At 70.4% G+C, this 21445-nt stretch carries 17 protein-coding genes and 1 pseudogene; 13 read left to right on the top strand and 5 right to left on the bottom strand.

Translation table 11 applies throughout. From position 1 onward, the window contains the following. Window positions 1-13: 13 nt before the first annotated feature. On the top strand, window positions 14-949 hold the full coding sequence (locus D187_RS04835) for a proline dehydrogenase family protein (RefSeq protein WP_002630629.1): 936 nt from the start codon (window positions 14-16) through the stop codon (window positions 947-949). Here D187_RS04835 and gor read toward each other — a convergent pair. Next, window positions 946-2349: a glutathione-disulfide reductase gene (gene gor, locus D187_RS04840; protein WP_002630628.1), complete on the bottom strand. Its 1404-nt coding sequence runs from the start codon at window positions 2347-2349 to the stop codon at window positions 946-948. The two genes, D187_RS04835 and gor, sit on opposite strands and share 4 nt — an antisense overlap. Before the next feature lie 176 nt (window positions 2350-2525). Here gor and D187_RS04845 point away from each other — a divergent pair, with 176 nt between their 5' ends. Further along, window positions 2526-3035 carry a hypothetical protein gene (locus D187_RS04845; RefSeq protein ID WP_155893174.1) on the top strand — a complete coding sequence of 170 codons (510 nt, stop codon included), beginning with the start codon at window positions 2526-2528 and terminating at the stop codon, window positions 3033-3035. Here D187_RS04845 and D187_RS04850 read toward each other — a convergent pair. Continuing rightward, window positions 2981-3418, bottom strand: coding sequence for a DoxX family protein (locus D187_RS04850; protein WP_002630627.1), 438 nt, complete (start codon window positions 3416-3418; stop codon window positions 2981-2983). The genes D187_RS04845 and D187_RS04850 overlap by 55 nt on opposite strands. 176 nt (window positions 3419-3594) lie before the next feature. On the opposite strand from D187_RS04850, the gene D187_RS04855 reads away from it, so the two are divergent. Beyond that, the gene (locus tag D187_RS04855; protein WP_002630626.1) at window positions 3595-4221 is read left to right on the top strand and encodes a YigZ family protein; all 627 of its coding nucleotides are present in this window, start codon (window positions 3595-3597) and stop codon (window positions 4219-4221) included. Here D187_RS04855 and D187_RS49415 read toward each other — a convergent pair. Further along, window positions 4215-4667 (bottom strand): annotated as a pseudogene (locus tag D187_RS49415) (hypothetical protein); the annotation flags it as partial. The gene D187_RS04855 and the pseudogene D187_RS49415 sit on opposite strands and share 7 nt — an antisense overlap. 220 nt (window positions 4668-4887) lie before the next feature. Next, window positions 4888-5871, bottom strand: coding sequence for an SDR family NAD(P)-dependent oxidoreductase (locus D187_RS04865; protein WP_002630624.1), 984 nt, complete (start codon window positions 5869-5871; stop codon window positions 4888-4890). A gap of 211 nt (window positions 5872-6082) precedes the next feature. Between D187_RS04865 and D187_RS04870 the strand changes: the two genes are divergently transcribed. From D187_RS04870 to D187_RS04910, 8 genes are all read left to right on the top strand, one after another. Then, window positions 6083-7516, top strand: a complete 1434-nt coding sequence (locus D187_RS04870; RefSeq protein WP_043428673.1) for a phytoene desaturase family protein — start codon at window positions 6083-6085, stop codon at window positions 7514-7516. Between the two features lie 160 nt (window positions 7517-7676). After that, complete coding sequence (locus tag D187_RS04875; protein ID WP_002630622.1) at window positions 7677-8906, top strand: phospholipase D-like domain-containing protein; 1230 nt, start codon at window positions 7677-7679, stop codon at window positions 8904-8906. A gap of 120 nt (window positions 8907-9026) precedes the next feature. Then, window positions 9027-12293 carry a formate dehydrogenase gene (fdh, locus tag D187_RS04885; protein WP_281171765.1) on the top strand — a complete coding sequence of 1089 codons (3267 nt, stop codon included), beginning with the start codon at window positions 9027-9029 and terminating at the stop codon, window positions 12291-12293. A gap of 6 nt (window positions 12294-12299) precedes the next feature. After that, window positions 12300-13100 (top strand): 4Fe-4S dicluster domain-containing protein, encoded by an 801-nt coding sequence (locus D187_RS04890; protein WP_002630619.1) that lies wholly within the window; start codon window positions 12300-12302, stop codon window positions 13098-13100. Further along, complete coding sequence (gene nrfD, locus D187_RS04895; protein WP_002630618.1) at window positions 13093-14235, top strand: NrfD/PsrC family molybdoenzyme membrane anchor subunit; 1143 nt, start codon at window positions 13093-13095, stop codon at window positions 14233-14235. Before D187_RS04890 ends, nrfD begins: the two co-directional genes overlap by 8 nt. 275 nt (window positions 14236-14510) lie before the next feature. Beyond that, entirely contained in the window at window positions 14511-16340 is a 1830-nt protein-coding gene (locus D187_RS04900; protein ID WP_002630617.1) for a serine/threonine-protein kinase, read from the top strand. A 61-nt stretch (window positions 16341-16401) separates the two neighbouring features. After that, the gene (locus D187_RS04905; protein ID WP_002630616.1) at window positions 16402-17112 is read left to right on the top strand and encodes a hypothetical protein; all 711 of its coding nucleotides are present in this window, start codon (window positions 16402-16404) and stop codon (window positions 17110-17112) included. Between the two features lie 135 nt (window positions 17113-17247). Continuing rightward, window positions 17248-18093 carry an ankyrin repeat domain-containing protein gene (locus tag D187_RS04910; protein WP_002630615.1) on the top strand — a complete coding sequence of 282 codons (846 nt, stop codon included), beginning with the start codon at window positions 17248-17250 and terminating at the stop codon, window positions 18091-18093. A 22-nt stretch (window positions 18094-18115) separates the two neighbouring features. On the opposite strand, the gene D187_RS04915 is transcribed toward D187_RS04910, so the two are convergent. Further along, complete coding sequence (locus D187_RS04915; RefSeq protein WP_043428450.1) at window positions 18116-18655, bottom strand: hypothetical protein; 540 nt, start codon at window positions 18653-18655, stop codon at window positions 18116-18118. A 554-nt stretch (window positions 18656-19209) separates the two neighbouring features. Here D187_RS04915 and D187_RS04920 point away from each other — a divergent pair. After that, a complete protein-coding gene (locus D187_RS04920) occupies window positions 19210-20310 on the top strand; it encodes an esterase/lipase family protein (RefSeq protein ID WP_002630289.1) in 1101 nt (366 codons plus the stop codon). Between the two features lie 69 nt (window positions 20311-20379). Beyond that, a complete protein-coding gene (locus tag D187_RS04925; protein WP_002630288.1) occupies window positions 20380-21438 on the top strand; it encodes a hypothetical protein in 1059 nt (352 codons plus the stop codon). Window positions 21439-21445: the final 7 nt, after the last annotated feature.

Raw genomic sequence — 21445 nt, forward strand, 5'->3', positions numbered from 1 at the left:
CGCCCCCGCCCCCATGGACACCACCACCTCGCTGTCCCGCTCCGCCCTGATGTTCCTCTCGCGCCGCGAGGGGTTGAAGGAAGCCGCCACGCGCGTGCCCGCCCTGGGGCGGGTCGCCCGCCGCTTCATCGCCGGCGAGACGCTCGAGGACGCCGTCGCGGCGGTGAAGGAATTGAATGCCCGCGGCATCACCGTCTCCTTCGACCACCTCAACGAGGCGGTGCGCACCCCGGACGAGACGCGCGCGGAGGTGGCCGAGTACCTCCGGCTGCTCGCGCGAATCGATCAGGAAAAGGCACGCGGCAACGTCTCGCTCAAGCTCACCCAGTGCGGCCTGCTCTTCGACAAGGAGCTGGCGCTCGCCAACGCGCGCGAGGTGGTGGCCGAGGCCAGGCGCAGGGGCTCGTTCGTGCGCGTGGACATGGAGCAGAGCGAGGTGACCCAGGCCACGCTGGACGTGGTGCGCGCGCTGCACCGGGAATTCGGTGGCAAGCACGTGGGCGCGGTGCTGCAAAGCAGCCTGTACCGCACCGAGGAGGATGCCAAGGCCCTGTGCGCCGAGGGCATCCGCATCCGTCTGTGCAAGGGCGCCTACCTCGAGGGGCCCGACGTGGCGTATCAGGACAAGCGCGAGGTGGACGAGTGCTTCCTGCGCACCATGCGCGTGCTGCTCGACAGCGGGCTGTACCATGGCATCGCCACGCATGACGAGCGGATGATCCAGGAGACGCTCGCCTACGCGAAGGAGAAGAAGCTCAAGCCCAAGGCATTCGAGTTCCAGATGCTCTACGGCATCCGCCGCGACCTGCAGGAGCTGCTCGTGGGCGAGGGCTACCCGGTGCGCGTCTATGTGCCCTACGGCAAGCACTGGTACCCGTACTTCATGCGCCGGCTCGCCGAGCGCCCCGCCAACGTCTGGTTCGTGCTGAGGAACTTCATGAAGGGCTAGGCCCCTGTCGCCTCGTGGCCGAGGTCCCCCACGAGCTCGTCCTCGGGCTCCGGCCGCTTGGCGCGCAGGGTGACGAACTCCTCGGCCACCGTGGGGTGGATGCCCACCGTGGCGTCCAGCTGCTTCTTGGTGACGCCACACTTCAACGCCACCGCCAGGCCCTGGATGATTTCCGGCGCGTCCGCGCCCACCATGTGGATGCCCAGCACCCGGTCGCTCTCGCGCGCGACGATGACCTTGATCATCACCCGCTCGTCGCGCCCGCTCAGCACGTGCTTCATGGGCCGGAAGCTGGACACATACACGTCCACCGCGCCGTACTTCGTCCGCGCCTCGCGCTCGGTGCACCCCACCGTGCCCACCGGGGGCTGGCTGAACACCGCCGAGGCCACCCCCGAGTGGTCCATCCGCGTGGGATTGTCATGGAAGAGCGTCTCGGCCACCGCGCGCCCCTCGGCGATCGCCACCGGGGTGAGGTTGATGCGGTCCGTCACGTCGCCCACCGCGTAGAGGCTCTCCACCCGGGTGCGAGACCATTCATCCACCTTCACCGCGCCCCGCTCGTCCAACTCCACCCCCACCTCCTCCAACCCGAGCCCCTTCGTGTTGGGCACCCGCCCCGTGGCGAACAACACCGCGTCCACCTCGAGCGTCTCCAGGCCCGTGAGCACACTCAACGTCCCATCCGTCTGCTTCTCGATGCCGCGCAAGAGGCTCTCGGTGCGCAATTCAATCCCCTTCTTGCGCATCTCCTCGGCGAGCACCGCGCGCACGTCGTCATCGAAGCCGCGCAGCACCGTGCCGCCCCGGAGGAACATCGTCACCCGCGAGCCCAGCGCGTTGAAGATGCCCGCGAACTCCACCCCGATGTAGCCCCCGCCCACGATGGCCACCCGGCGCGGCAGCTCCGGCAGCCGCAGCGCCCCATCCGAGGTGATGACATGCTCGATGCCGGGAAGCTGGGGCAGGAAGGGATGCGAGCCCGTGGCCACCAGGATGTGCCTGGCCGTGTAGCGCTGGCCCTTCACTTCCACCGTGTGCGCATCCACCACCCGGCCCCGGCCCTCGATGAGCCGCACGCCGGATTCGTGCAGCAGCCGCCGGTACACCCCATCCAACCGCTCGAGCTCCCGGTCCTTGCCCGCCTGGAGTTTCTTCCAATCGAAGCCGGGCTCGGCGACGGACCAGCCATGGCCCACCGCGTCCTCGAACTCCGCGCGGAAATGGGCGCCATAGACGAGCAGCTTCTTGGGCACACAGCCGCGGTGCACGCAGGTGCCACCCACCGCCTGGTCCTCGCACAGCGCGACCCGGGCGCCGTACCCGCCCGCCCGGCGGCTCGCGGCCACGCCTCCCGAGCCCCCGCCCAGGGTGAACAGGTCGAAGTCATATTCCGGCATGGGCGCTTCCTCGCGAGGGGTTGGGTTCATCCTTCAAGACCACACGATGGGCACGCCCCCGGACGCGCGTCCTCCAGGGAGAGGACCGGGAGGCCCGCCTCTCCAGCGAGGAAGCGGGCGCGCGCGCCCGGGAAGCCAGGGCCCCCTATCTTCACCGTGACATGTGGAGACCCCGGTTGGAACAGCATTCAGCCCCCGTCCTCGTGCGAGGCCTGGCCGCGGGAGCCCTGGGCACCCTCGCCTTGAGTGCCTGGGAACCCTTGCGCGATGGGCTGCTCGGACATCCCCCACCGTACTCGGTGCGAGACATCGCCACGCGGGCGTTCCGCAACACCTGGGGCCTCCGGCTCGCGCCACGCCCGGCGCAACACCTGGGACTGCTCATGCGCTGGCTCTACGGCCCGGCGCTGGGAGTGCTCTACGCCAGACTCCGGCCCGCGCTTCCGCCCGCCGCGAGGCGATGGGGCCTGGTGCCAGGCACGGGCGTGGGCCTCTTCGAGCAGCTCGCCTTTGCCCTCCTGCGCGTCACCGCGCCGCCCCGCACCTGGACACCCGCCGAGCACGCCCTGCTCGCCCTCCAGGTGCTCCTGTATGGCCTCGTCACCGAGGCCGTGCTCTCACGAGAGGACGCTCAGGGGTCGCGCCGCAGCGGCACCAGCGCGCGGATCCGCGCGTCACGCAGGTAGAGCCCCGCCCAGACCACCACGCCAATGATGATGGGGCTGGTGAACGGGTCCGAGATGCGCACGTGCGTCGCGACGGCCCCACCGAGATAGGCCGTGAGCAAGAGGGCACCCAGCACGGCGGTGCGAGGCACCGCGTAGAGCACCACGCAGAGCAGCTCGACGACGCCGATGGGGACCAGCGTGGAGAGCGGGTAGCCCTGCTGCCCCTGCCAGCCTTGGACCACCTGCGGGTTCTGCGACAGCTTCATCACGGCGCTCATCAGGAACAAAGCCACGGACAATCCCGACAGGACACGTCCGGTCCACAGCATGGCCTTGCCGGTGGGAGGAGCCGCGGCGGCGTGAGGAGAAGACGGAGCGGAGGCATCGACAGGGGTGGACATCGGGGGCTCCTGGGGACGGAGAGGGACTTCTAGCTAGAGAGGGCTTCTAGATGAGGTGAACCGAACGAATGCCCGGCTGAATAGCGGCCGGACCGAGCGCGCGCAAGGAGACACGGGAGGTGAATTTCCACGCTGGAGCGTGCAACCGGCGGCCGAGGCCGTAGAGTGGACGGGGGATGGAAGCCAAACGCTACCTCGTGCCCGCGGGCGTCCACCGGGTCGAGCAGGAGTTGCAGAAGAGCCGCTTCCTCACCACGGCCGCTCCGGCGCCCACGGTGGAGGAGGCCCGAGCCTTCATCGCCCGCGTGCGCGAGGAGTTCCCCGACGCCACCCACAACTGCTGGGCGTATGTGGCGGGCCCGCCCGGCTCCACCGCCCAGGTGGGCATGAGCGATGATGGCGAGCCCCACGGTACCGCCGGCCGGCCCATGCTCAATGCCCTGCTCCACGGCGGAGTGGGCGAGGTGGCCGTCGTCGTCACCCGCTATTTCGGAGGCACGTTGCTGGGCAAGGGCGGGCTCGTGCGCGCCTATACCGGGTGCGTGCAACAGGCACTCGAGAGCCTCCCCACGATCGAGCGCGTGCCCAAGGCGCGTCTGGCCATCGAAATCGAATACGCGAGCGTGGATGGGTTGCGCCGCATGCTCCCCAACCACGAGGCGGAGCTGGTGTCCGAGGAGTACGCCGCCACCGTGGGCTACCAGCTCCTGCTGCCGCTCTCGCGGCTGGAAGCCTTCCGCAAGGCGCTGCTCGACCTGACCCTGGGAGAGGTGCTCATCGAGGTGCTGGAGCCCCGTCAGTAGACGATGCAGTCGAACTTCTCGATGACGGCCCGGAGTTCTTCCGGGGTGGTTTCCATCCGCTTGGCTATCGAAGGAGCGTGATAGGTCAACGATCTGGTGGGAGCTGGTTGGGTGTGAAGCTCGTCCACGGTGACACGCCCGAAGCGGCCCGGCCACTTGGCGTCTCTCAACTCGGAGGCACGGCCGATAGGGTCCAGGAACGTGAAGCAGGGCCACTTGGGAAAGCGCAGGGTGGAGGGATCACACCCCATGATGCGGCAGCCATCCATCCAGGCCTCGGTGAAGTCGCAGTCCTCGATGGCACCGAACCGATACCCCGGCAGGCTGCTGTACTCAGGCCAGTGCCCGAAATCGCATCCAGTCAGCCGCCCCTTGAACCGGCAACCCTTCAGGGACGCGGCCACCCATTGCTGGTGGTTCTTCAACTCCTGCTTCACCTCGTCGGTAGATCCGTCGGAACTGTTTTTTCACCTCTTCGTGCACGTAGCGCCCCCGGGCCTCGCGCTCCAGCAGCCGCGCCAGCCAATACTCACCCTTGTCCAGAGCAGTTTTGATGGCCTCCTTCTCCGCGTCCGAGAGCCTGTGCGGCCCCCACTCCTTCGCGGACCAGCGAATCGAGTGGACACGGCCCACCCTACACCGAAGCCACCCGACCGCCCGCCACGTCTAACGGGCCACGCGCGCGAGCCTCGCCGCGCCCAGCACCGCGCCGCCCGCGAGCGCCGCGATGGCCGCCGTCGCCGAGAAGCGCTTCCAGCGCGGCGTGGCCGGCACCGGGCCATAGGGGCCCATCACCCGGGGCATCGGCTGGAAGAGATTGCCCTCGCGGCGCTCCACCGGCTGCTCGCGCATCTGCATGCGCTTGCCCCACCGGCCGAGAATGAAATCCCCCACGAAAGGCACAATCGTATCCATCGCCAGGATGAGCCAGCCCTGGAGGAACACCGGCACGAGCGTCTTGCCCGGAGACCTCGCCGCCCGCACCACCGCTCGCGCCACCACGTCCACGTCATACGTGGGCGGCACCGGTTGCGGCGCCCGGCTGAACATCGTCGGCGCGTGCGCGAACATGTTCGACGACACCGACGGCACCAGGATGTTGGACACGTGGATGTCCGTGTTCGCCAGCTCCAGCTTCAGCGACTTGGCCCAGCCCAGTGTCGCGTGCTTGCTCGCCGAATACGGCGACAACAACGGCGCCCCGCCCTTGGACAGCATGGATTGCACGTTGAGGATGTGGCCGCTGCCCTGGCGCCGGAAGTGCGGCAACACCGCCCGCGCGAAGCGCATGAAGCCAAAGCAATTCACGTCGAACACCCGCGTGATGTGCTCCCACGGCAGCTCGTCGAAGAGCCCATAGGACTGCACCCCCGCGTCATTCACCAACAGGTCCACCCGCCCATAGTGCGCCACGCACTCGCGCACCACGTGCTCCACGTCCGATTGCACCGTCACGTCCCCGGGCACCGCGAAGCACTCGCCCCCCTTCGCCTGGATGTCCTGGCACAGCCGCGCCAGCGCCTCCTCCGAGCGCGCCGTCACGCACAGCCGCACCCCCGCCTCGCCCAGCCGGACCGCCGCCTGCCACCCCACCCCGCTCGACGCCCCCGTCACGATGGCGACCTGGCCCTTCAAGTCCTGGCGACCCATGCCCCCTCCTCGTCTTGTCTGGCTCCGCGGCACGCGAGCCCCCGTGGGCACAGGATGCGAACGCCCCTCCCCCAACGCACACACAGGCCCTCCCCTTGGCCGCCCGTCCGCTCGGGTGCCCTCGTGCCAGACGACTCCCGACGTCCAGTGGTGAACGCATCGGGATGGGATTTTCCGCCTGGACTCCCGAGGTCGGGTGAAGCTCCCCGCCATGAGTTCGGTGCTCGACGCGATCGTGGTGGGCGCGGGACCCAATGGGCTCTCCGCCGCGGTGACCCTGGCCCGCGCGGGCCGCTCGGTGCGAGTCGTGGAGGCGGCTCCCACCCCCGGCGGCGGCGCACGCTCGGCCGAGCTCACCCTGCCCGGCTACGTCCACGACGTCTGCTCCGCCGTCCACCCGCTCGCCGTGGCCTCGCCCTTCCTGCGCCAGCTCCCCCTCGCCGACCACGGGCTCGAATGGGTGCACCCGGACGCGCCCCTCGCCCACCCCCTGGAGGATGGCAGCGCCGCCGTGCTCGAGCGCTCCCTGGAGGCCACCGCGCGGGGACTCGGCCCCGACTCCAGGCGCTACGAGCGCTGGATGCGCCCCATGGTGCACGCCTTCGAGGACATCATGGCCCAGCTCGGAGATCCGTTCCGCCTGCCCCGCCATCCGCTGCGGCTCGCCCGCTTCGGCCTGCGCGCCCTGCGCTCCGCCCACGCCCAGGCCCGGAGCGCCTTCCAGGGTCCTCTCGCCCGCGCCCTCTTCGCCGGCGGCGCCGCGCACTCCTTCTCCGCCCTCGAGCACCCCCTCACCTCCGCCTTCGGCATCCTCCTGCTCACCTCGGGTCACGCCGTCGGCTGGCCGTTTCCCCGAGGCGGCACCCAGAAGCTCGTGGACGCGCTCGTGAGCTACCTGGGCGTGCTCGGCGGCGAGGTCGTCACCGGCCAGCGCGTGACGAACGTGGATGAGCTGCCCCGCGCGCGCGCCGTGCTGCTCGACGTGACGCCCGCGCAGCTCGTGAAGCTCGCCGGCCACCGGCTGCCGCCCCGCTACGTGGAGAAGCTGCGGCGCTTCCGCTACGGGCCCGGCGTGTTCAAGGTGGATTGGGCCCTCGCCGGCCCCATCCCCTGGCGGGCCTTCGGGTGCTCCCGCGCGGGCACCGTGCACGTGGGCGGCAGCCTGGAGGAGATCTCCGCGAGCGAGGCCGCGGTGGCCCGGGGACAGGTGCCCGAGCGCCCCTTCGTGCTCGTGGCCCAGCACACGCCCTTCGATGACAGCCGCGCGCCCAAGGGGCGGCATACCGGATGGGCGTACTGCCACGTGCCCAACGGCTGCACCGAGGACATGACGGCGCGCATCGAGGCGCAGATGGAGCGCTTCGCCCCGGGCTTCGGTGAGCTCGTGCTCGCCCGGCACACGCGCTCGCCCGCGCAATACGAGGCGTACAACGCCAACTGCATCGGCGGGGACATCTCCGGCGGCGCCATGGAGGGCCTGCAACTGCTCGCCCGTCCCGTGGCGAGCCTCGTGCCCTACGCCACGCCGGATCCCCGTCTCTATCTGTGCTCGTCCTCCACGCCCCCCGGGGCCGGGGTGCATGGGCTGTGTGGCTTCCTCGCCGCGCGCGCCCTGCTTGCCAGCGAGGTGTGGCGCAAGGGGTAGGGCGGAACGTGCGAGCACCTATGAACTGTGTTCGCATCCCCAGCGGGCAAGCGAGCCGACGTCAAATGCTCCCCGGGAGGTGGAGCGAGCGGGCTTCCGTGCACAACTTCTCCGCCACTCACCTCATGACCCGCATCCACCGCTCCGTCCCGATCCTCGCATGAGCCACACGCCACCCCGAGGCACCCTGGTCGTCGAGCCCCGTCACGGGCTCCAGCTCGTCCAGGGCCCCGTCCAGCCCATCGTTCCCACCGCCCTCCCCACCGAGGGTTCCTCCGCGCCGTGCCCCCAGTTGCGGCCCGGTCATCAGGTGGAGCTGGTGTGCAACGGCCGCATCTTCGAGGTCATCGAGCAGGAGATTGCCCGGGCCCGTTCGAGCATCCACCTGTGCATCTACATCTGGCGTCCGGGCAAGGTGTCGGATCGCCTCGTGGCGGCCCTGGAGGAGAGGGCGCGCGCGGGCGTTGCCTGCCGACTGCTCGTGGACGCAGTGGGCAGCCGGGGTGGCTTCGAGAAGTCCGTGCGGCCCCGTCTGGAGCGCGCCGGGTGCGAGGTCCGTCGCTTCCACCCTCCCCGCCTCCGCCACTTCTGGCGGCTGCTCCTGCGCAACCATCGCAAGCTGCTCGTCATCGACGGACGCGTGGGGCTCACCGGCGGCTGGTGCATCTCGGACGAGTGGGATGGCCACGGCCAGAGCGAGCACGAGTGGCGGGACACCAACGTGCGCGTGCACGGCCCCGCCGCCCTCGCGCAGATGCAGGCCACCTTCTCCGAGGACTGGCAGCACGCCGGTGGCGAGCCGCTCCCCGCAGACTCCTTCCCCGCCCTCGCTCCCGAGGGCCCCTCCCGCGCCGCCTTCATCCAGAGCCGCGCCCGCCCCGGCGCCGAGCCCGCCGAGCGGATGCTGGAAGCCGTCTTCAGCGCCGCCCGGCGCCGGCTGTGGATCTCCAGCGGCTACTTCGCCATCAACGACGCCTTCACCCGCCTGCTCATCGGCTTGCGGCGCGCCGGCGTGGACGTGCGCGTGCTCGTGCCGGGCCCCATCAACGACGTCCCCGTGGCGCGCGCCATGCAGCGCTCCACCTACCGCTCCCTGATCAAGCACGGCGTGCGCCTCTGGGAATACCAACCCACGATGATGCACGCCAAGACGGCCGTGGTGGACGAAGAGCAGTGCATCGTCGGCTCCACCAACCTGGATCCCTTCTCCCTCAACGTGCTGCAGGAGGGCTCGCTCGTGGTGGAGGACCCGTCCCTCAACACGGCACTCGCGCGGGCGTTCCTCCAGGACCTCGACGTCTCGCGCGAGGTGCTCGCGACGCCCTGGTACTACCTCCTGGTCTCCGGCGTACGCCGCGTCCTGTGGTGGATATTCGACCGCTTCGATTGACGTCCACTCCCGGACAGGGGACTGGCGGGCAGGCGGATGTCGTCCCATGGGCCCATCGCCACCGTGCCACGACGTGCCCATGGTTGCGCCGTAGCCCTGTCCATCCGGGAGACGACCACCGTGGGACTCTTCGACCTGCTGTCGCGATGGCCCCTCCTGCGGCAGCTAAAGCGCAAGGACGCGCTCGGCCTGGGCGAGTCGGCCATGAGCGAGCGCAGCCGTCAGTTGGAGCCGCGCACCGTCCGGGCCGACAAGGTCGTCCCCTCCGTGTGCCCCTACTGCGCCGTGGGCTGCGGCCAGAAGGTCTACGTGAAGGACGGGAAGATCCTCGACATCGAGGGGGACGAGACGTCTCCCATCTCGCGCGGCCGGCTGTGTCCCAAGGGCAGCGCCAGCTTCCAGCTCGTCACGGGCAACCACCGCGTCCACGACGTGCTCTACCGCAAGCCGGGCGCCATGCAGTGGGAGAAGCTTCCCCTGCACAAGGCCATGGACATGCTCGCCGAGCGCGTGAAGAAGGCGCGCGACGCCACGTGGCAGGCGAAGACGGAATCCGGCGACGTGGTCAACCGCACCCTGGGCATCGCGCACCTGGGCGGCGCCACGCTCGACAACGAGGAGAACTATCTCATCAAGAAGCTCTTCACCGCGGGACTCGGCATCGTCCAGGTGGAGAACCAGGCTCGAATATGACACTCCTCCACGGTGCCCGGTCTGGGCATCACGCTAGGACGAGGCGGGGCCACCAACTTCCAGCAGGATCTGGCCAACTCGGATTGCATCCTCATCCAGGGGAGCAACATGGCCGAGTGCCATCCGGTGGGCTTCCAGTGGGTGATGGAGGCGCGTGAGCGCGGCGCCACCGTCATCCACGTGGATCCACGCTTCTCGCGCACCAGCGCCATGGCCGACGTGTTCGTGCCCCTGCGCGCGGGCACGGACATCGCGTTCCTCGGCGGCATCATCCACTACATCCTGGAGAACGAGCGCTACTTCCACGACTACGTGGTGCACTACACCAACGCGCCCGCCATCATCCGCGAGGACTTCCAGGACACCGAGCAGCTCGACGGGCTCTTCAGCGGCTATGACCCGGAGACGGGCAAGTACCAGCCCCACACCTGGCAGTACGAGGGGCTGGACGGAGTGGTGGCCGCCGCGGGCCACAAGGAGATCTTCGCCGAACCCGGCGCGGGCGGTCACGGCAAGGTGCAGGGCAAGCACATCACCGAGGTGTCGCGGGACAAGACGCTCCAGCACCCGCGCTGCGTCTTCCAGGTGCTCAAGCGCCACTACGCGCGCTACACGCCAGCCGTCGTCTCACGCATCTGCGGCGTCCCCGAGGAGCTGTTCCTCAAGGTGGCCAGGACGCTGTGCGACAACTCGGGGCGCGAGCGCACGAGCGCCATCTGCTACGCGGTGGGTTGGACGCAGCACTCGGTGGGCGTGCAGAACATCCGCTCGGCCGGCATCATCCAGTTGCTCCTGGGCAACATCGGCCGGCCCGGTGGCGGCATCATGGCCCTGCGCGGCCACGCCTCCATCCAGGGCTCCAGCGACATCCCCACGCTCTACAACCTGCTGCCCGGCTACATCCCCATGCCGCACGCGCCGGACGCGCAGCGCTTCGACCAGTACGTGCACAACAACGTGTCGGCCAGCGGCTGGTGGAGCGAGTTCCCCAAGTACATCGTCTCGCTGCTCAAGGCGTACTACGGCGACGCCGCGACGAAGCAGAACGACTGGGGCTTCCACTGGCTGCCCAAGCTCACCGGGGACCACTCGCACATGACGACCGTGGCCGACATGGCCGACGGCAAGGTGAAGGGCTACTTCGTCATGGGGCAGAACCCCGTGGTGGGCTCGATGAACGGGGCCCTGCACCGCAAGGCCCTGCACAAGCTCGAGTGGCTGGTGGTGACGGACCTCACCCTCATCGAGACGGCCGAGTTCTGGCGCACCGCTCCGGAAGTCGTCCGCGGCGACGTGCGGCCCCAGGACATCCAGACCGAGGTCTTCTTCTTCCCGAGCGCCGCGCACACGGAGAAGTCCGGCTCGTTCACCAACACCCAGCGCCTGTTGCAGTGGCACTCGCAGGCGGTGGAGCCCCCGGGCCAGGCCCGGAGCGATCTGCAATTCATCTTCGAGCTGGGGCGCCGGCTCAAGGCGCTCTACGCGGACTCCACCGAGGAGAAGGACCGGCCCCTCCAGGCGCTCACCTGGGACTATCCCACCCACGGTCCGCTCGACGAGCCGGACGCCGAGGCCGTGCTCAGGGAGATCAACGGCTACACGGTGAAGGACGGAGTGCCCGTGCCGGGCTTCACGAAACTCGAGGCCGACGGCAGCACGGCGTGTGGCTGTTGGATCTACTCGGGTGCTTACGCGGACGGGGTGAACCAGGCGGCGCGGCGCAAGCCCGGCCAGGAGCAGACGATCGTGGCGCCCGAGTGGGGGTGGGCGTGGCCGGCCAACCGGCGGCTGCTCTACAACCGCGCCTCGGCGGATCCCGAGGGCCGCCCGTGGAGCGAGCGCAAGAAGTACGTCTGGTGGGACGAGGGCCAGCGCCGGTGGACGGGCGAGGACGTGCCCGACTTCATCGCGGACCGGCATCCCTCGTACCGGGCGAAGAAGGGCGACCAGGGGCTGGACACGCTCTCCGGGGATGATCCCTTCCTCCTGCAGGCGGATGGCAAGGGGTGGCTGTTCGCGCCGAGCGGCATGGTGGACGGCCCGCTGCCCACGCACTACGAGCCGCTGGAGTCCTCGGTGCAAAACTTCCTCTATGGGCAGCAGTGCAACCCGGCGCGCTATGAGTGGCGGCGCCGCGACAACCCCATGGCGCGGGCGTGGGCGGATCCGCGCTACCCGTACATGCTCACCACGTACCGGCTCACCGAGCACCACACGGCGGGCGGCATGTCGCGCTGGCTGTCGTGGTTGAGCGAGCTGCAGCCGGAGATGTTCGTGGAGGTGTCGCCGGAGCTGGCGGCCCAGGCGGAGCTGGAGAACGGCGGCTGGTGCACGGTGTCCACGGCGCGCGGCCAGGTGGAGTGCCGGGTGCTGGTGACCGAGCGCCTGCGGCCGCTGAAGGTGGGCGACAAGCTCGTGCACCAGGTGGGCATGCCCTACCACTGGGGCTACACGGGGCGGGTGAAGGGCGAGAGCACCAATGACCTCACGGCCTTCTCGGCGGACCCGAACGTCTCCATCCAGGAGTCCAAGGTGCTCGCGTGCAACGTGCTGCCGGGGCGGCGCGGGCAGGGCAGGCTCGCGGCGATGGGCTGGGAGCCGCCGCCGCTGCCCCCGGGCGTGGTCGAGGTGCCGCGAGACAAGGAAGGCGTGGGTCCGCCCATGCCCCAACCCGAGCAGGACGCGAGGGAGTAGTGCCCCATGGGACAGAAGGGCTTCTTCACCGACACGACCATCTGCATTGGCTGCAAGGCGTGCGAGGTGGCCTGCAAGCAGTGGAACCAGTTGCCCGAGGACGGCCTGGAGCTCACGGGCATGTCCTATGACAACACGGGGCACCTGGGCGCCTCCACCTGGAGGCACGTGGCGTTCGTCGAGCGGCCCGTGCCCATGCCGGGACACACGGTGGGGCTGGTGGACTTCTCGTGGCTGATGAGCTCGGACGTGTGCAAGCACTGCCAGCGCGCCGGGTGTCTGGAGGCGTGTCCCACGGGCGCCATCATCCGCACCGAGTTCGACACCGTGTACGTGCAGCCGGACGTGTGCAACGGCTGCGGCTACTGCGTGACGGCGTGTCCCTTCGGCGTCATCGATCGGCGCGAGGACGACGGGCGCGCGTGGAAGTGCACGCTCTGCTACGACCGGCTGGGCGAGGGCATGACGCCCGCGTGCGCCAAGGCGTGCCCCACCGCGTCCATCCAGTACGGCGACGTGGACGAATTGCGCGAGCGCGCCAGGCGCCGGGTGGAGCAGCTCCATGAGAAGGGCCTGGGCGAGGCCTACCTGTACGGCGCGGATCCGGAGAGCCAGCCGGGCACGGGAGGGCTCAACGCCTTCTTCCTGCTGGTGGACAAGCCCGAGGTCTACAACCTGCCGCCCGACCCCGTGGTGCCGACGATGAAGGGCAAGGAGTCCTGGGCGATGGCGGGCTGGGGCGCGCTGGGCATGGCGGCGCTGGCGCTCGGGGCGGTGCTGCTCGGAGGGGGAAGCACGCGTGAGTAAAGGCATCCGGCCGGAGGATCTGGACAAGCGCGGGGACGGGCGCGAGATCGACACGAGCCGGGGTGAGCTGTCCGGCGAGGGCGCCTGGCAGCGGGTGAAGCGGTTGGACGAGGCCAACCCCGCGCGCGCGGTGCTGCACACGCGGCCCACCCCATCCGACGTCACCTCGGCGACGCCGAGCTACTACGGGCAGCCCGTGCTCAAGGAGCCGATATGGATCTGGACCATTCCGCTCTACTTCTACGTGGGCGGCACGGCGGGCGCGGCGAGCCTGTTGGGCGCGACGGCGGAGGTGCTCGGTGGCGAGCGCCTGCGGCCCCTGGGTGTGCGCTGCCGGTGGATCGGCGCGGTGGGCGACAGCGTGAGCGCGGGACTGCTCATCTATGACCTGGGCCGGCCCGAGCGCTTCCTCCACATGCTGCGCGTCTTCCGTCCCACCTCGCCCATGAACCTGGGTACGTGGATCCTCTCCGGCTCGGGGGCGATGAACGGCGCGGCCGCGGTGCTCTCGGGCCAGAAGGGCTGGCTCGGGCGGGCGGGAGACGGCGCGGCCCTGATCGGCGGCCTCCTGGGCATGCCGCTCGCCGGGTACACGGCGGTGCTCATCACCAACACGTCGGTGGCCCTCTGGCAGTCCGTCCACAAGAGCCTGCCCCTCTTGTTCATGGCCTCGTCGGTGGCGGGCGCGGGCAGCCTGCTGCGACTGCTGCCCCATAAGCCCGAGGAGGAGCGAATCCTCCACCTGTTCGGCATGGGGGGAAAGGTGGCCGCGCTCGCCGCGGGGCTCGCCGCCCACCGCGACGCCACGCGCGTGGAGGCCGTGGGCAAGCCGCTGCACCAGGGGTGGACGGGGGCGATGTGGGTGGCGGCCCACGTCTGCACCGCGGCGTCGCTCGGGATGGATCTGGTGCCGGGCCGGCGGCGCCCGGCGATGAAGGTGGCCGCGGCGGTGCTGGGCACGGCGGGGGAGCTCTTCACGCGCTTCGCCATGTTCTACGCGGGCAAGAAGTCCTCGAGAGATGCCCAGGCCACCTTCCAGGGCCAGCGCCAGGGACTGGGCGCCGCGGAGGTGACGGGACACACCCTCGCCTCGGACGGCAAGCCGCTGAAATTCCCCCTTCCCGTCCTGAAATGATCCGCATGTGGGGCCGCGGACAGCGCCCTGCCCTCCAGGGCCATCACTGTCCACCAACCCACAGATATCCGGCTCACCAGTGAACCCCGGAGATCCAAGACACCCGTGCCCGCGCAACAGGAGCGTAGGATGGTGATCGCGTCATAGAAAACCCACGCCCACGCAGGGGGGAATGTACCGGGGGGGTACGTTCCGCCGGCCCCTTCACGTCCGCCCCGACGGCCGACCGGTCCATGCCCAGCCAAGCTGCTTCAGACAGCGCTGATTGCCCCACCGTGCCCACCAAGGGGCCCGGGACGGATCCGCTCCTGGGCACGTGTCTGGGCAGCTTCCGGCTCACCCGCAAGCTGGATCAGGGCGGCATGGGCACCGTGTACCTGGGCGAGCACGTGGACATTGGCAGCCGCGTGGCCATCAAGGTGCTCCATCCCCGGTTGAGCGGCTCGTGCCAGGTGATGCGCCGCTTCCGCATGGAGGCGCGCGCGGTGAACCTCATCGGCCACGAGAACATCGTCAGCATCATCGACATCAACCCGGCGCCGCCCCGGCCCTACCTCGTCATGGAGTACCTGGAGGGCGAGCCCCTGTCGGCGCTGCTCGCCCGGGGCCCGGTGCGCCCCGAGGTGGCCGTGGCCCTGCTCACCCAGGTGTGCGACGCGCTGGAGGCCACGCACGCCCAGGGCATCGTCCACCGGGATCTCAAACCGGGCAACCTCTTCCTCGTGCAGCGCGGCCAGGGCCCCGCCTTCGTCAAGGTGCTCGACTTCGGCATCGCCAAGCTGATGGACACCGAGGAGCGCACCACCGACACCGCCGAGGGCGCCATCGTCGGTTCGGCGGACTACATGGCGCCGGAGCAGTCGCGCGGCGAGCGGTTGGATGGCCGCGCGGACCTCTACGCCCTGGGCGTCATCGCCTACCAGTTGCTCGCCGGGCGGCGGCCCTTCGAGGAGAAGTCGCTCACCGCGCTGCTGCTCGCGCACCAGACCAAGCAGCCCATTGCCCCGCACGTGCTGCGCCCCGGGGTGCCCTCGGCGCTCTCCAGCGTCATCCTCCGCACGCTCGCCAAGGATCCCGAGGACCGCTACCAGAACGCCTCCACGCTGCGCGGCGCGCTCCAGGTGGCGCTCGAGCAGGGCCATACGCGGCCCGCGGCCCGCACCACGCCCACCACCCTGTCCACCTTCGTGCTCAACCCCGCGCTGGAGCTGCCCGTGCGGGTGACGACGCCGGGTCCCGGCTCCACGAGCGAGACGCTGCGCTGCACGGAGCTCACGCGCGCGGGCATGTTCCTGTGCACCCAGCGCCTGCCGCCCCTGCTGTCGCGGCTGAGGGTGTCCCTCGCGCACCCCGAGGGCGAGCTGAGCTGCGAGTGCGAGGTGGTGCGGCACGTGCTGCCCGAAGAGGCGCTCACCTGGGGCATGGAGCCGGGCTTCGGCGTGCAGCTCGTGGAGCCCTCCATCTCCTTCAAGGCCGCGGTGGCCCACCTGATGCTCGGCCAGCCGCTGGACACGCTGCGCCCCCCCATAGATCCCGCCGCGGAGGCCGAGGTGGAGCAGGTGCTCGCCCCGTATTACGTGCGCGGCATCGAGGATCTCTACGCCGTGCTCGCCCTGGCCACGGACAAGAGCTGCGAGGAGCTGCGGCTGCGCGCGCGCCGTGCCGGACAGGTCCTGGAGCGGCTGTGCGAGCGGCCCATCTCCCCGGCCCTGCGCGCCCGCGTCCACGTGGTGCTCGAGCGCGTGCGCAAGGCGGCCGACACGCTCGGCCACCCACGGCGCCGCGCCCTCTACGACGCCGAGCGCGGCAACTTCGCCGGCGTGGTGCGCTGTCTGTCCGAGGGGCTCACCGTGAGCCAGTTGGAGGAGCTGCGCCATGACTTCCTCGCCCGGCATCCGCACAGCCAGGCCTCGTTGAAGGCCCACCTGGCCCGGGCGCGCACCCACCACCAGTCCGGCATGCTCGCGCTCGCGCGGGATGACTACGAGCGCGCCCTGCTGTTGGATCCCCTCTCCCTGGACCTGCACCGGCAGTACCACGCCGTCTGCCGCGCGCTGGAGCGCGAGGCCCCCGTTCCTCCGAGGAACAAGGCCTCCGGCGCCTAGGGCCCGCTCCCTTCCCGGAAGGCGCCGTGCTAACTCCCGGGGCCTTCCTCGCGAGGCCTCCATGCCGCTGCCCCCGCTTCCTCCCCTCGACATCCCCGCCCCGGTGCGGCGCGTGGCCCAACACGCCGTGGCCGCGGGCCTCACCCCGCTCGTCCCCGTGCCCTTCGTGGATGACTACGCGCTGCGCCGCGTGCGCGAGGACATGGTGCGCTCGCTGCTCGCCGAGCGCGGCCTCTTTGCGCCCCGGCCCACCCTGCGCGTGCTCGCCGGCCTCCACCCGCGCGAGGGCAGCCGGCTGCAACAACTCGCGGGCAAGGCGGCGCTCCTGTCGCTGCGGCTCGCCTGGCGCAAGAGCTACCGGCGCCTCATCTCCGCCCTGTGGCTCAAGGACTGCGTGGACATGGCCTCGCTCTGCCTGCACCACGGCTATCTCCTGCACTACGCGCTCGAGCGGGGAGACCTGCCCGCGCACGCGCTCGCCACCCCGGACGCCGCGCGCCGCGTGCAGGCCGCCATCCACGCCGCCTGCGCCGAGCTGGACGCGCGCCCCATCAACCAGGCCCTGCGCCGGCTGTGGGCCGGTAGCCGGCTGGTGCGCGAGTCCCTCTCCGAGGCCCTCGCCCACTTCCAGGGCGCGCCCCTGCGCCCCCACCTCGACGACTCCGGCGCGGAGACTTCACTCGCCGAGCGGCTCGCCGCCGTGCTCTGGGAAAAACGTGGCTATTTCCTGACTCTGGAATCGCTTTACACGAAACACCTGAACTCCCCGTGAGCGTTTCCGGCGGCCGATAAACTTGCGCTCCCCACCGTCCGTCGAAAATCATTCACTTCACGCCGGTCATCTCGCGCGAGTCGTCCCACCAGCCCCCCGGCGGCAGTGCCCATCGTTGCTCTGGCGAGGTAGCTCATGGCCAACCTGATTGATGCCGTGCGGTTGGGAGACACGGGCGTGGTCCGAGCGCTGTTCGAGCGGGATCCCCAATCCCTGCATCGAGGAGACGCGCGGGGAATGACGCCGCTGATGTGGGCGGCGTGGCATGGCACGGTGGAGCTGGTGCGCTGGCTGCTCGCGCACGGCGCGCAGGCGGCGGTGAAAGACATCCGGGGCGCCACGGCGCTGATGCTCGCGGCCGAGCGGGGCCACCTGGAGGCGGTGCGCGAGCTGGTGTCCCGGGCGGACGTGGACGAGCGGGGCGAGGCACTGCGGCACGCGGTGGGCGCCGGGCAGCACGAGGTGACGGCCTGGCTGCTGGACGAGGCGGGAGCACCGCTCGAGTACGGCGGAGCGGAGGGAAAGACGCCCCTGACGTGCGCCGTGCTCGGAGGCCACTCGGCCCTGGCGGACGAGTTGCTGCGGCGGGGGGCGGACCTCACGGCGCCCAGCTCCCACTTCCTCCCCCTGGAGAACCTCCAGGACTCCGGCTGGCAACCCCTGCACTACGCCGCGGACCGCCGGCACGCGCTGCTCGTGCAACAACTGCTCGACGCGGGCGCCGCGGTGGACGCCGCGACGAGCCTGGGCACCACCCCGCTGATGCTGGCCGTGCTCCGGGGGGACGAGGACACCGTGCGGCTGCTGTTGCGCGCGGGCGCGGAGCCGCTGCGCGAGGACCTGGGCCGCGCCAGCGCGCTGTCGCTGTCACGGCGGCAGGGCAAACCCCACATCACCCGGCTGCTCGAGCGCCGGGCCGAGGAAGCCCCTCTCACGCGCGTGCTCCACCGCGTGAAGGGCCTGGGCGGGCGCGCCCCCTGAGAGGCGCCCCCCCCCCCCCGCGTCAGTGCAGCAGACCGCCGCCGGAGTCACTCCCGGGGCCGCCGCCGGAGTCCTCCTCGTCGTCCGGCGCCTCGTGCACGCGCGCCATGGCGGTGCGGAAGCGCTCCAGGGAGCGGCGCAGCCGCGAGTCCATCTGCACCGAGGGGCTGTCCGAGCGCGCCAGGCACAGCGTCACCGTCCGGCCCGCCAGGGGCGGCTCGCCCGGCTCCAGCACCGCTTCGCAGGTGCCGCCGAACACCAGCCAGTCCAGCCGCCACAGCGCGTCGAGCCGCTGACCGAAGTACTCCTCCATCTCCAGCCGCAGCGGCTCGGGCAGCCCCGTCACGTCACAGAACTCCGCGCAGTCGCGCAGGAAGCCCTCCACCGCCGAGCCCTCGTCCGCCTGCTCGGGCTCCTCGTGCGAGAAGCTGCACGCCAGCGCCCCGTCCAGCAACCGGGCGAGTTCCTCCCCACAGGTCACCAGGCTCAATCGGGCCCCCTGCTCCGGCACTCCCTCGTCCTGACGCAGGAACGTCTCCCCCGCGAGCGTGTCGAGTCTCATCCTGGCCACGTACCCCTCCAAAACCCCGAACCCCGCACCCTACCGGCACCCCGTCCAGGCGGTCACCTTTTCCACACCCGCACCCGCCCTACGCGTCTTCAGCTTCGACCCCGCCAGCATACAGGACCCCCCTGACATGACCTGGAGACCCCCCGGTGGGGCCCTGTCCTCCGGTACATGTACTGGGGAAGGACACCCCCACCGTCCTGTTTCAGGACAGTTGCGTAAGAGACACCAACCCCTGGTTTTTCTTATGGCTCCCACGAGTCAGTAGCGAGGAAGAGACAGGAGCGCCGCTGGGGAAAGTGGAGCATCCATGCTCCACATCGTGGGAGTAACGCGACGCGTCGTCCTGGCACTCATGACGCATCAGGTCTGGCGTGGAAGTTGCTCAACACTTCGGGAGCTGGGGGACGACTGGATGGTTTCAGCGCTTCCCGACGGCGAGTTCCCCGGCGAGCCGAACCAAGCCAACGCAGCGTCCTTACCCCCCCGTGCCTCCGTCCCCGGACCGGATGACCTCCGGCCCGGGGAGCCCCAAGGAACCTTCTTCCATGAAGCAACTGCCTGCCTTCGTGCTGGCGCTGTGCGCGTTTGGGCTTTCCCCCGCCGCCCACGCCGGAGCGGCGAAGACGACGTATCCCGTGGTGTTCGCCCATGGAATGGGCGGCTTCAACAACATCCTCGGCTACGACTACTGGGGGGATGACTACGGCATGTTCGTGGGCACCACGTGCAAGAGCGCGTGGACGTGCAACGAGGACATCGACGACAACCAGCAGACGTTCGTGGGCCAGGTGCAGCCCATGCAGTCCTCCGAGGTGCGGGGCCTGGACCTGGCCAACGACATCGAGGGCTACATGGCGAGCGTGGGCGCCACGCGCGTGAACATCGTCGGCCACTCGCAGGGAGGCCTCGACGCGCGCAAGGCGGCCAAGGTGCTCCAGCAGCGCAAGGGCTACACGGTGGTGTCCGTGCTGGTGAGCGTCTCCTCGCCCCACCGCGGCTCGCCCGTGGCCAAGTACATCCTCGACCTCAAGCCCGGCGTCTCCAGCGTCATCGCCGCCCTGGCCACGTATTACGGAGACGTCATCTACGGGCCGGGCAACGACGCCTACGCGGGCGCCAAGCAGCTCGTCTACAACGACTACAGCACGAGCGACGGCATCACCACCGGCGCCAAGGCCTTCAACGTCAACAACCCCATCGACGCGAAGTACGCCTCGCGCTACGCCTCGTTCGTCACCGCGCAGAGCGGCGTGAGCGTCAACCCCGCGCTCTACCTCATCAAGGAATTCCTCTACGACATCGACGGCAATGGCTATTGCCTGGACGACTGCGACAACGACGGCGCGGGCGGCAAGGGCAACGGCTACGCCGGTGACGAGGACGATGACGGCCTGGTGGGCATCAACTCGCAGCAGATGGGCTACCGGCTCAAGTACTCCGAGAGCGTCTTCGGCTTCGACTCCGTCACCACCGACACCAACGTCCCCTACTCGGCGGACCTCAACGCGCCCACCTCCGCGCAGATGACCTCCGCCTCGAGCATCATCAACCAGGACCACATGGACGTGGTGGGCGTGGGGCCGGACACCTTCGACGAGCCCGAGTTCTACGCCGCGATCTTCCAGTACATCGGCAGCTTCGACTGAGCCGCCGTGCCCCCCCGGGACGGCCCCCCCATCGCGCGGGAGGGGCCTCCGGGAGTAGCCTCGAGCGTCATGAACCGCCGCAAGGCCCCCCTGCTGCTGGCCCTGGCCCTGCTCCTCGCGGGCACCGCCGTCCTCCTCACCCGGCCGCTGCCGGAGCCCGGCGCCCACCCCGAGGCGTCCCCGGCGCGGCGGGAAGCCACCTCCCCCACCGGCGCGACGCCGGGCGTCCCCCGCGCCCTCGCCCGTCCGCCGGGCACTCCCCCCGAGACTCCCGACACCGCGCGCTCCGAGGACGAGCTCATCGCCGCCCTGCGCGCGCGCTACGGCGGGCGCCTGCACGAGCCCCACACGCAGATGCGCCTGCTCGAGCAGCTCATGCGCCACTTCCAGCAGCTCGACCCCACGGGGTGGGAGGCCCGGCTGCTGGCGCTCGTGCGGCGCGCCTTCCCGGAGCAGGCGGAGCTGCTCGCCCAGCGGCTGCGCCAGCGCGTGGAGTACGGGCGGTGGATGGAGGAGCACCAGAAGGAGCTGCTCGGCCTGCCCGAGGCCGAGCGCCGGGCGGCGGTGTGGGCGGAGCGCGAGCGGCTGTTCGGCGAGGACGTGGCGGAGCGGTTGTGGGCGGGGGAGCTGCGCGCCGCGGCCGTGTCCGACGCGCTCGGGGCCATCGACGCCCTGCCCCAGGCGAGCGTGGGCGAGCGGCTCGAGCGCTACCAGAAGAGCCTCGCCCAGACGTACGGCGACGAGTCCCCCGAGTACGTGCACGCACACCAGCAGGAGCTGATGAACCGCTTCCTCGACCTGGGCTCGGTGCAGCGCGAGCTCTCGGCGATGTCGCCCGAGGCGCGCGCCCGGAGCCTGCGCGAGGTGCGCCAGGGCATGGGCCTGGACGAGGCGGCGCTCGAGCGCTGGAAGGAGCTGGACCTGCGGCGCGACACGCGCTGGGAGCTGGGCGAGCGCTACATGGCCGAGCGCGCCACCCTGGCCCAGCAGGCCTCGGGCCCCGAGCTGGACGCGCGGCTCGCCGAGCTGCGCGCGCGCTACTTCCCGGACGAGGCGCAGACGCTCGCCGAGGAGGAGGCCAGCGGCTTCTTCCGCTTCAACCAGCCCCGGCAGTGGGGCCGCAACTGACGCGTCC

The sequence above is a fragment of the Cystobacter fuscus DSM 2262 genome (assembly GCF_000335475.2).
GTDB lineage: Bacteria > Myxococcota > Myxococcia > Myxococcales > Myxococcaceae > Cystobacter > Cystobacter fuscus.

Bases quoted from the DNA above. Each gene is read 5' to 3' on its own strand.
- D187_RS04910 (WP_002630615.1), top strand. From the start codon at position 17,248: ATGGCCAACCTGATTGATGCCGTGCGGTTGGGAGACACGGGCGTGGTC.
- D187_RS04835 (WP_002630629.1), top strand. From the start codon at position 14: ATGGACACCACCACCTCGCTGTCCCGCTCCGCCCTGATGTTCCTCTCG.
- D187_RS04890 (WP_002630619.1), top strand. From the start codon at position 12,300: ATGGGACAGAAGGGCTTCTTCACCGACACGACCATCTGCATTGGCTGC.
- D187_RS04870 (WP_043428673.1), top strand. From the start codon at position 6,083: ATGAGTTCGGTGCTCGACGCGATCGTGGTGGGCGCGGGACCCAATGGG.
- D187_RS04915 (WP_043428450.1), bottom strand. From the start codon at position 18,655: ATGAGACTCGACACGCTCGCGGGGGAGACGTTCCTGCGTCAGGACGAG.
- D187_RS04850 (WP_002630627.1), bottom strand. From the start codon at position 3,418: ATGTCCACCCCTGTCGATGCCTCCGCTCCGTCTTCTCCTCACGCCGCC.
- gor (WP_002630628.1), bottom strand. From the start codon at position 2,349: ATGCCGGAATATGACTTCGACCTGTTCACCCTGGGCGGGGGCTCGGGA.
- D187_RS04855 (WP_002630626.1), top strand. From the start codon at position 3,595: ATGGAAGCCAAACGCTACCTCGTGCCCGCGGGCGTCCACCGGGTCGAG.
- D187_RS04925 (WP_002630288.1), top strand. From the start codon at position 20,380: ATGAACCGCCGCAAGGCCCCCCTGCTGCTGGCCCTGGCCCTGCTCCTC.
- D187_RS04905 (WP_002630616.1), top strand. From the start codon at position 16,402: ATGCCGCTGCCCCCGCTTCCTCCCCTCGACATCCCCGCCCCGGTGCGG.
- D187_RS04865 (WP_002630624.1), bottom strand. From the start codon at position 5,871: ATGGGTCGCCAGGACTTGAAGGGCCAGGTCGCCATCGTGACGGGGGCG.
- D187_RS04875 (WP_002630622.1), top strand. From the start codon at position 7,677: ATGAGCCACACGCCACCCCGAGGCACCCTGGTCGTCGAGCCCCGTCAC.
- D187_RS04920 (WP_002630289.1), top strand. From the start codon at position 19,210: ATGAAGCAACTGCCTGCCTTCGTGCTGGCGCTGTGCGCGTTTGGGCTT.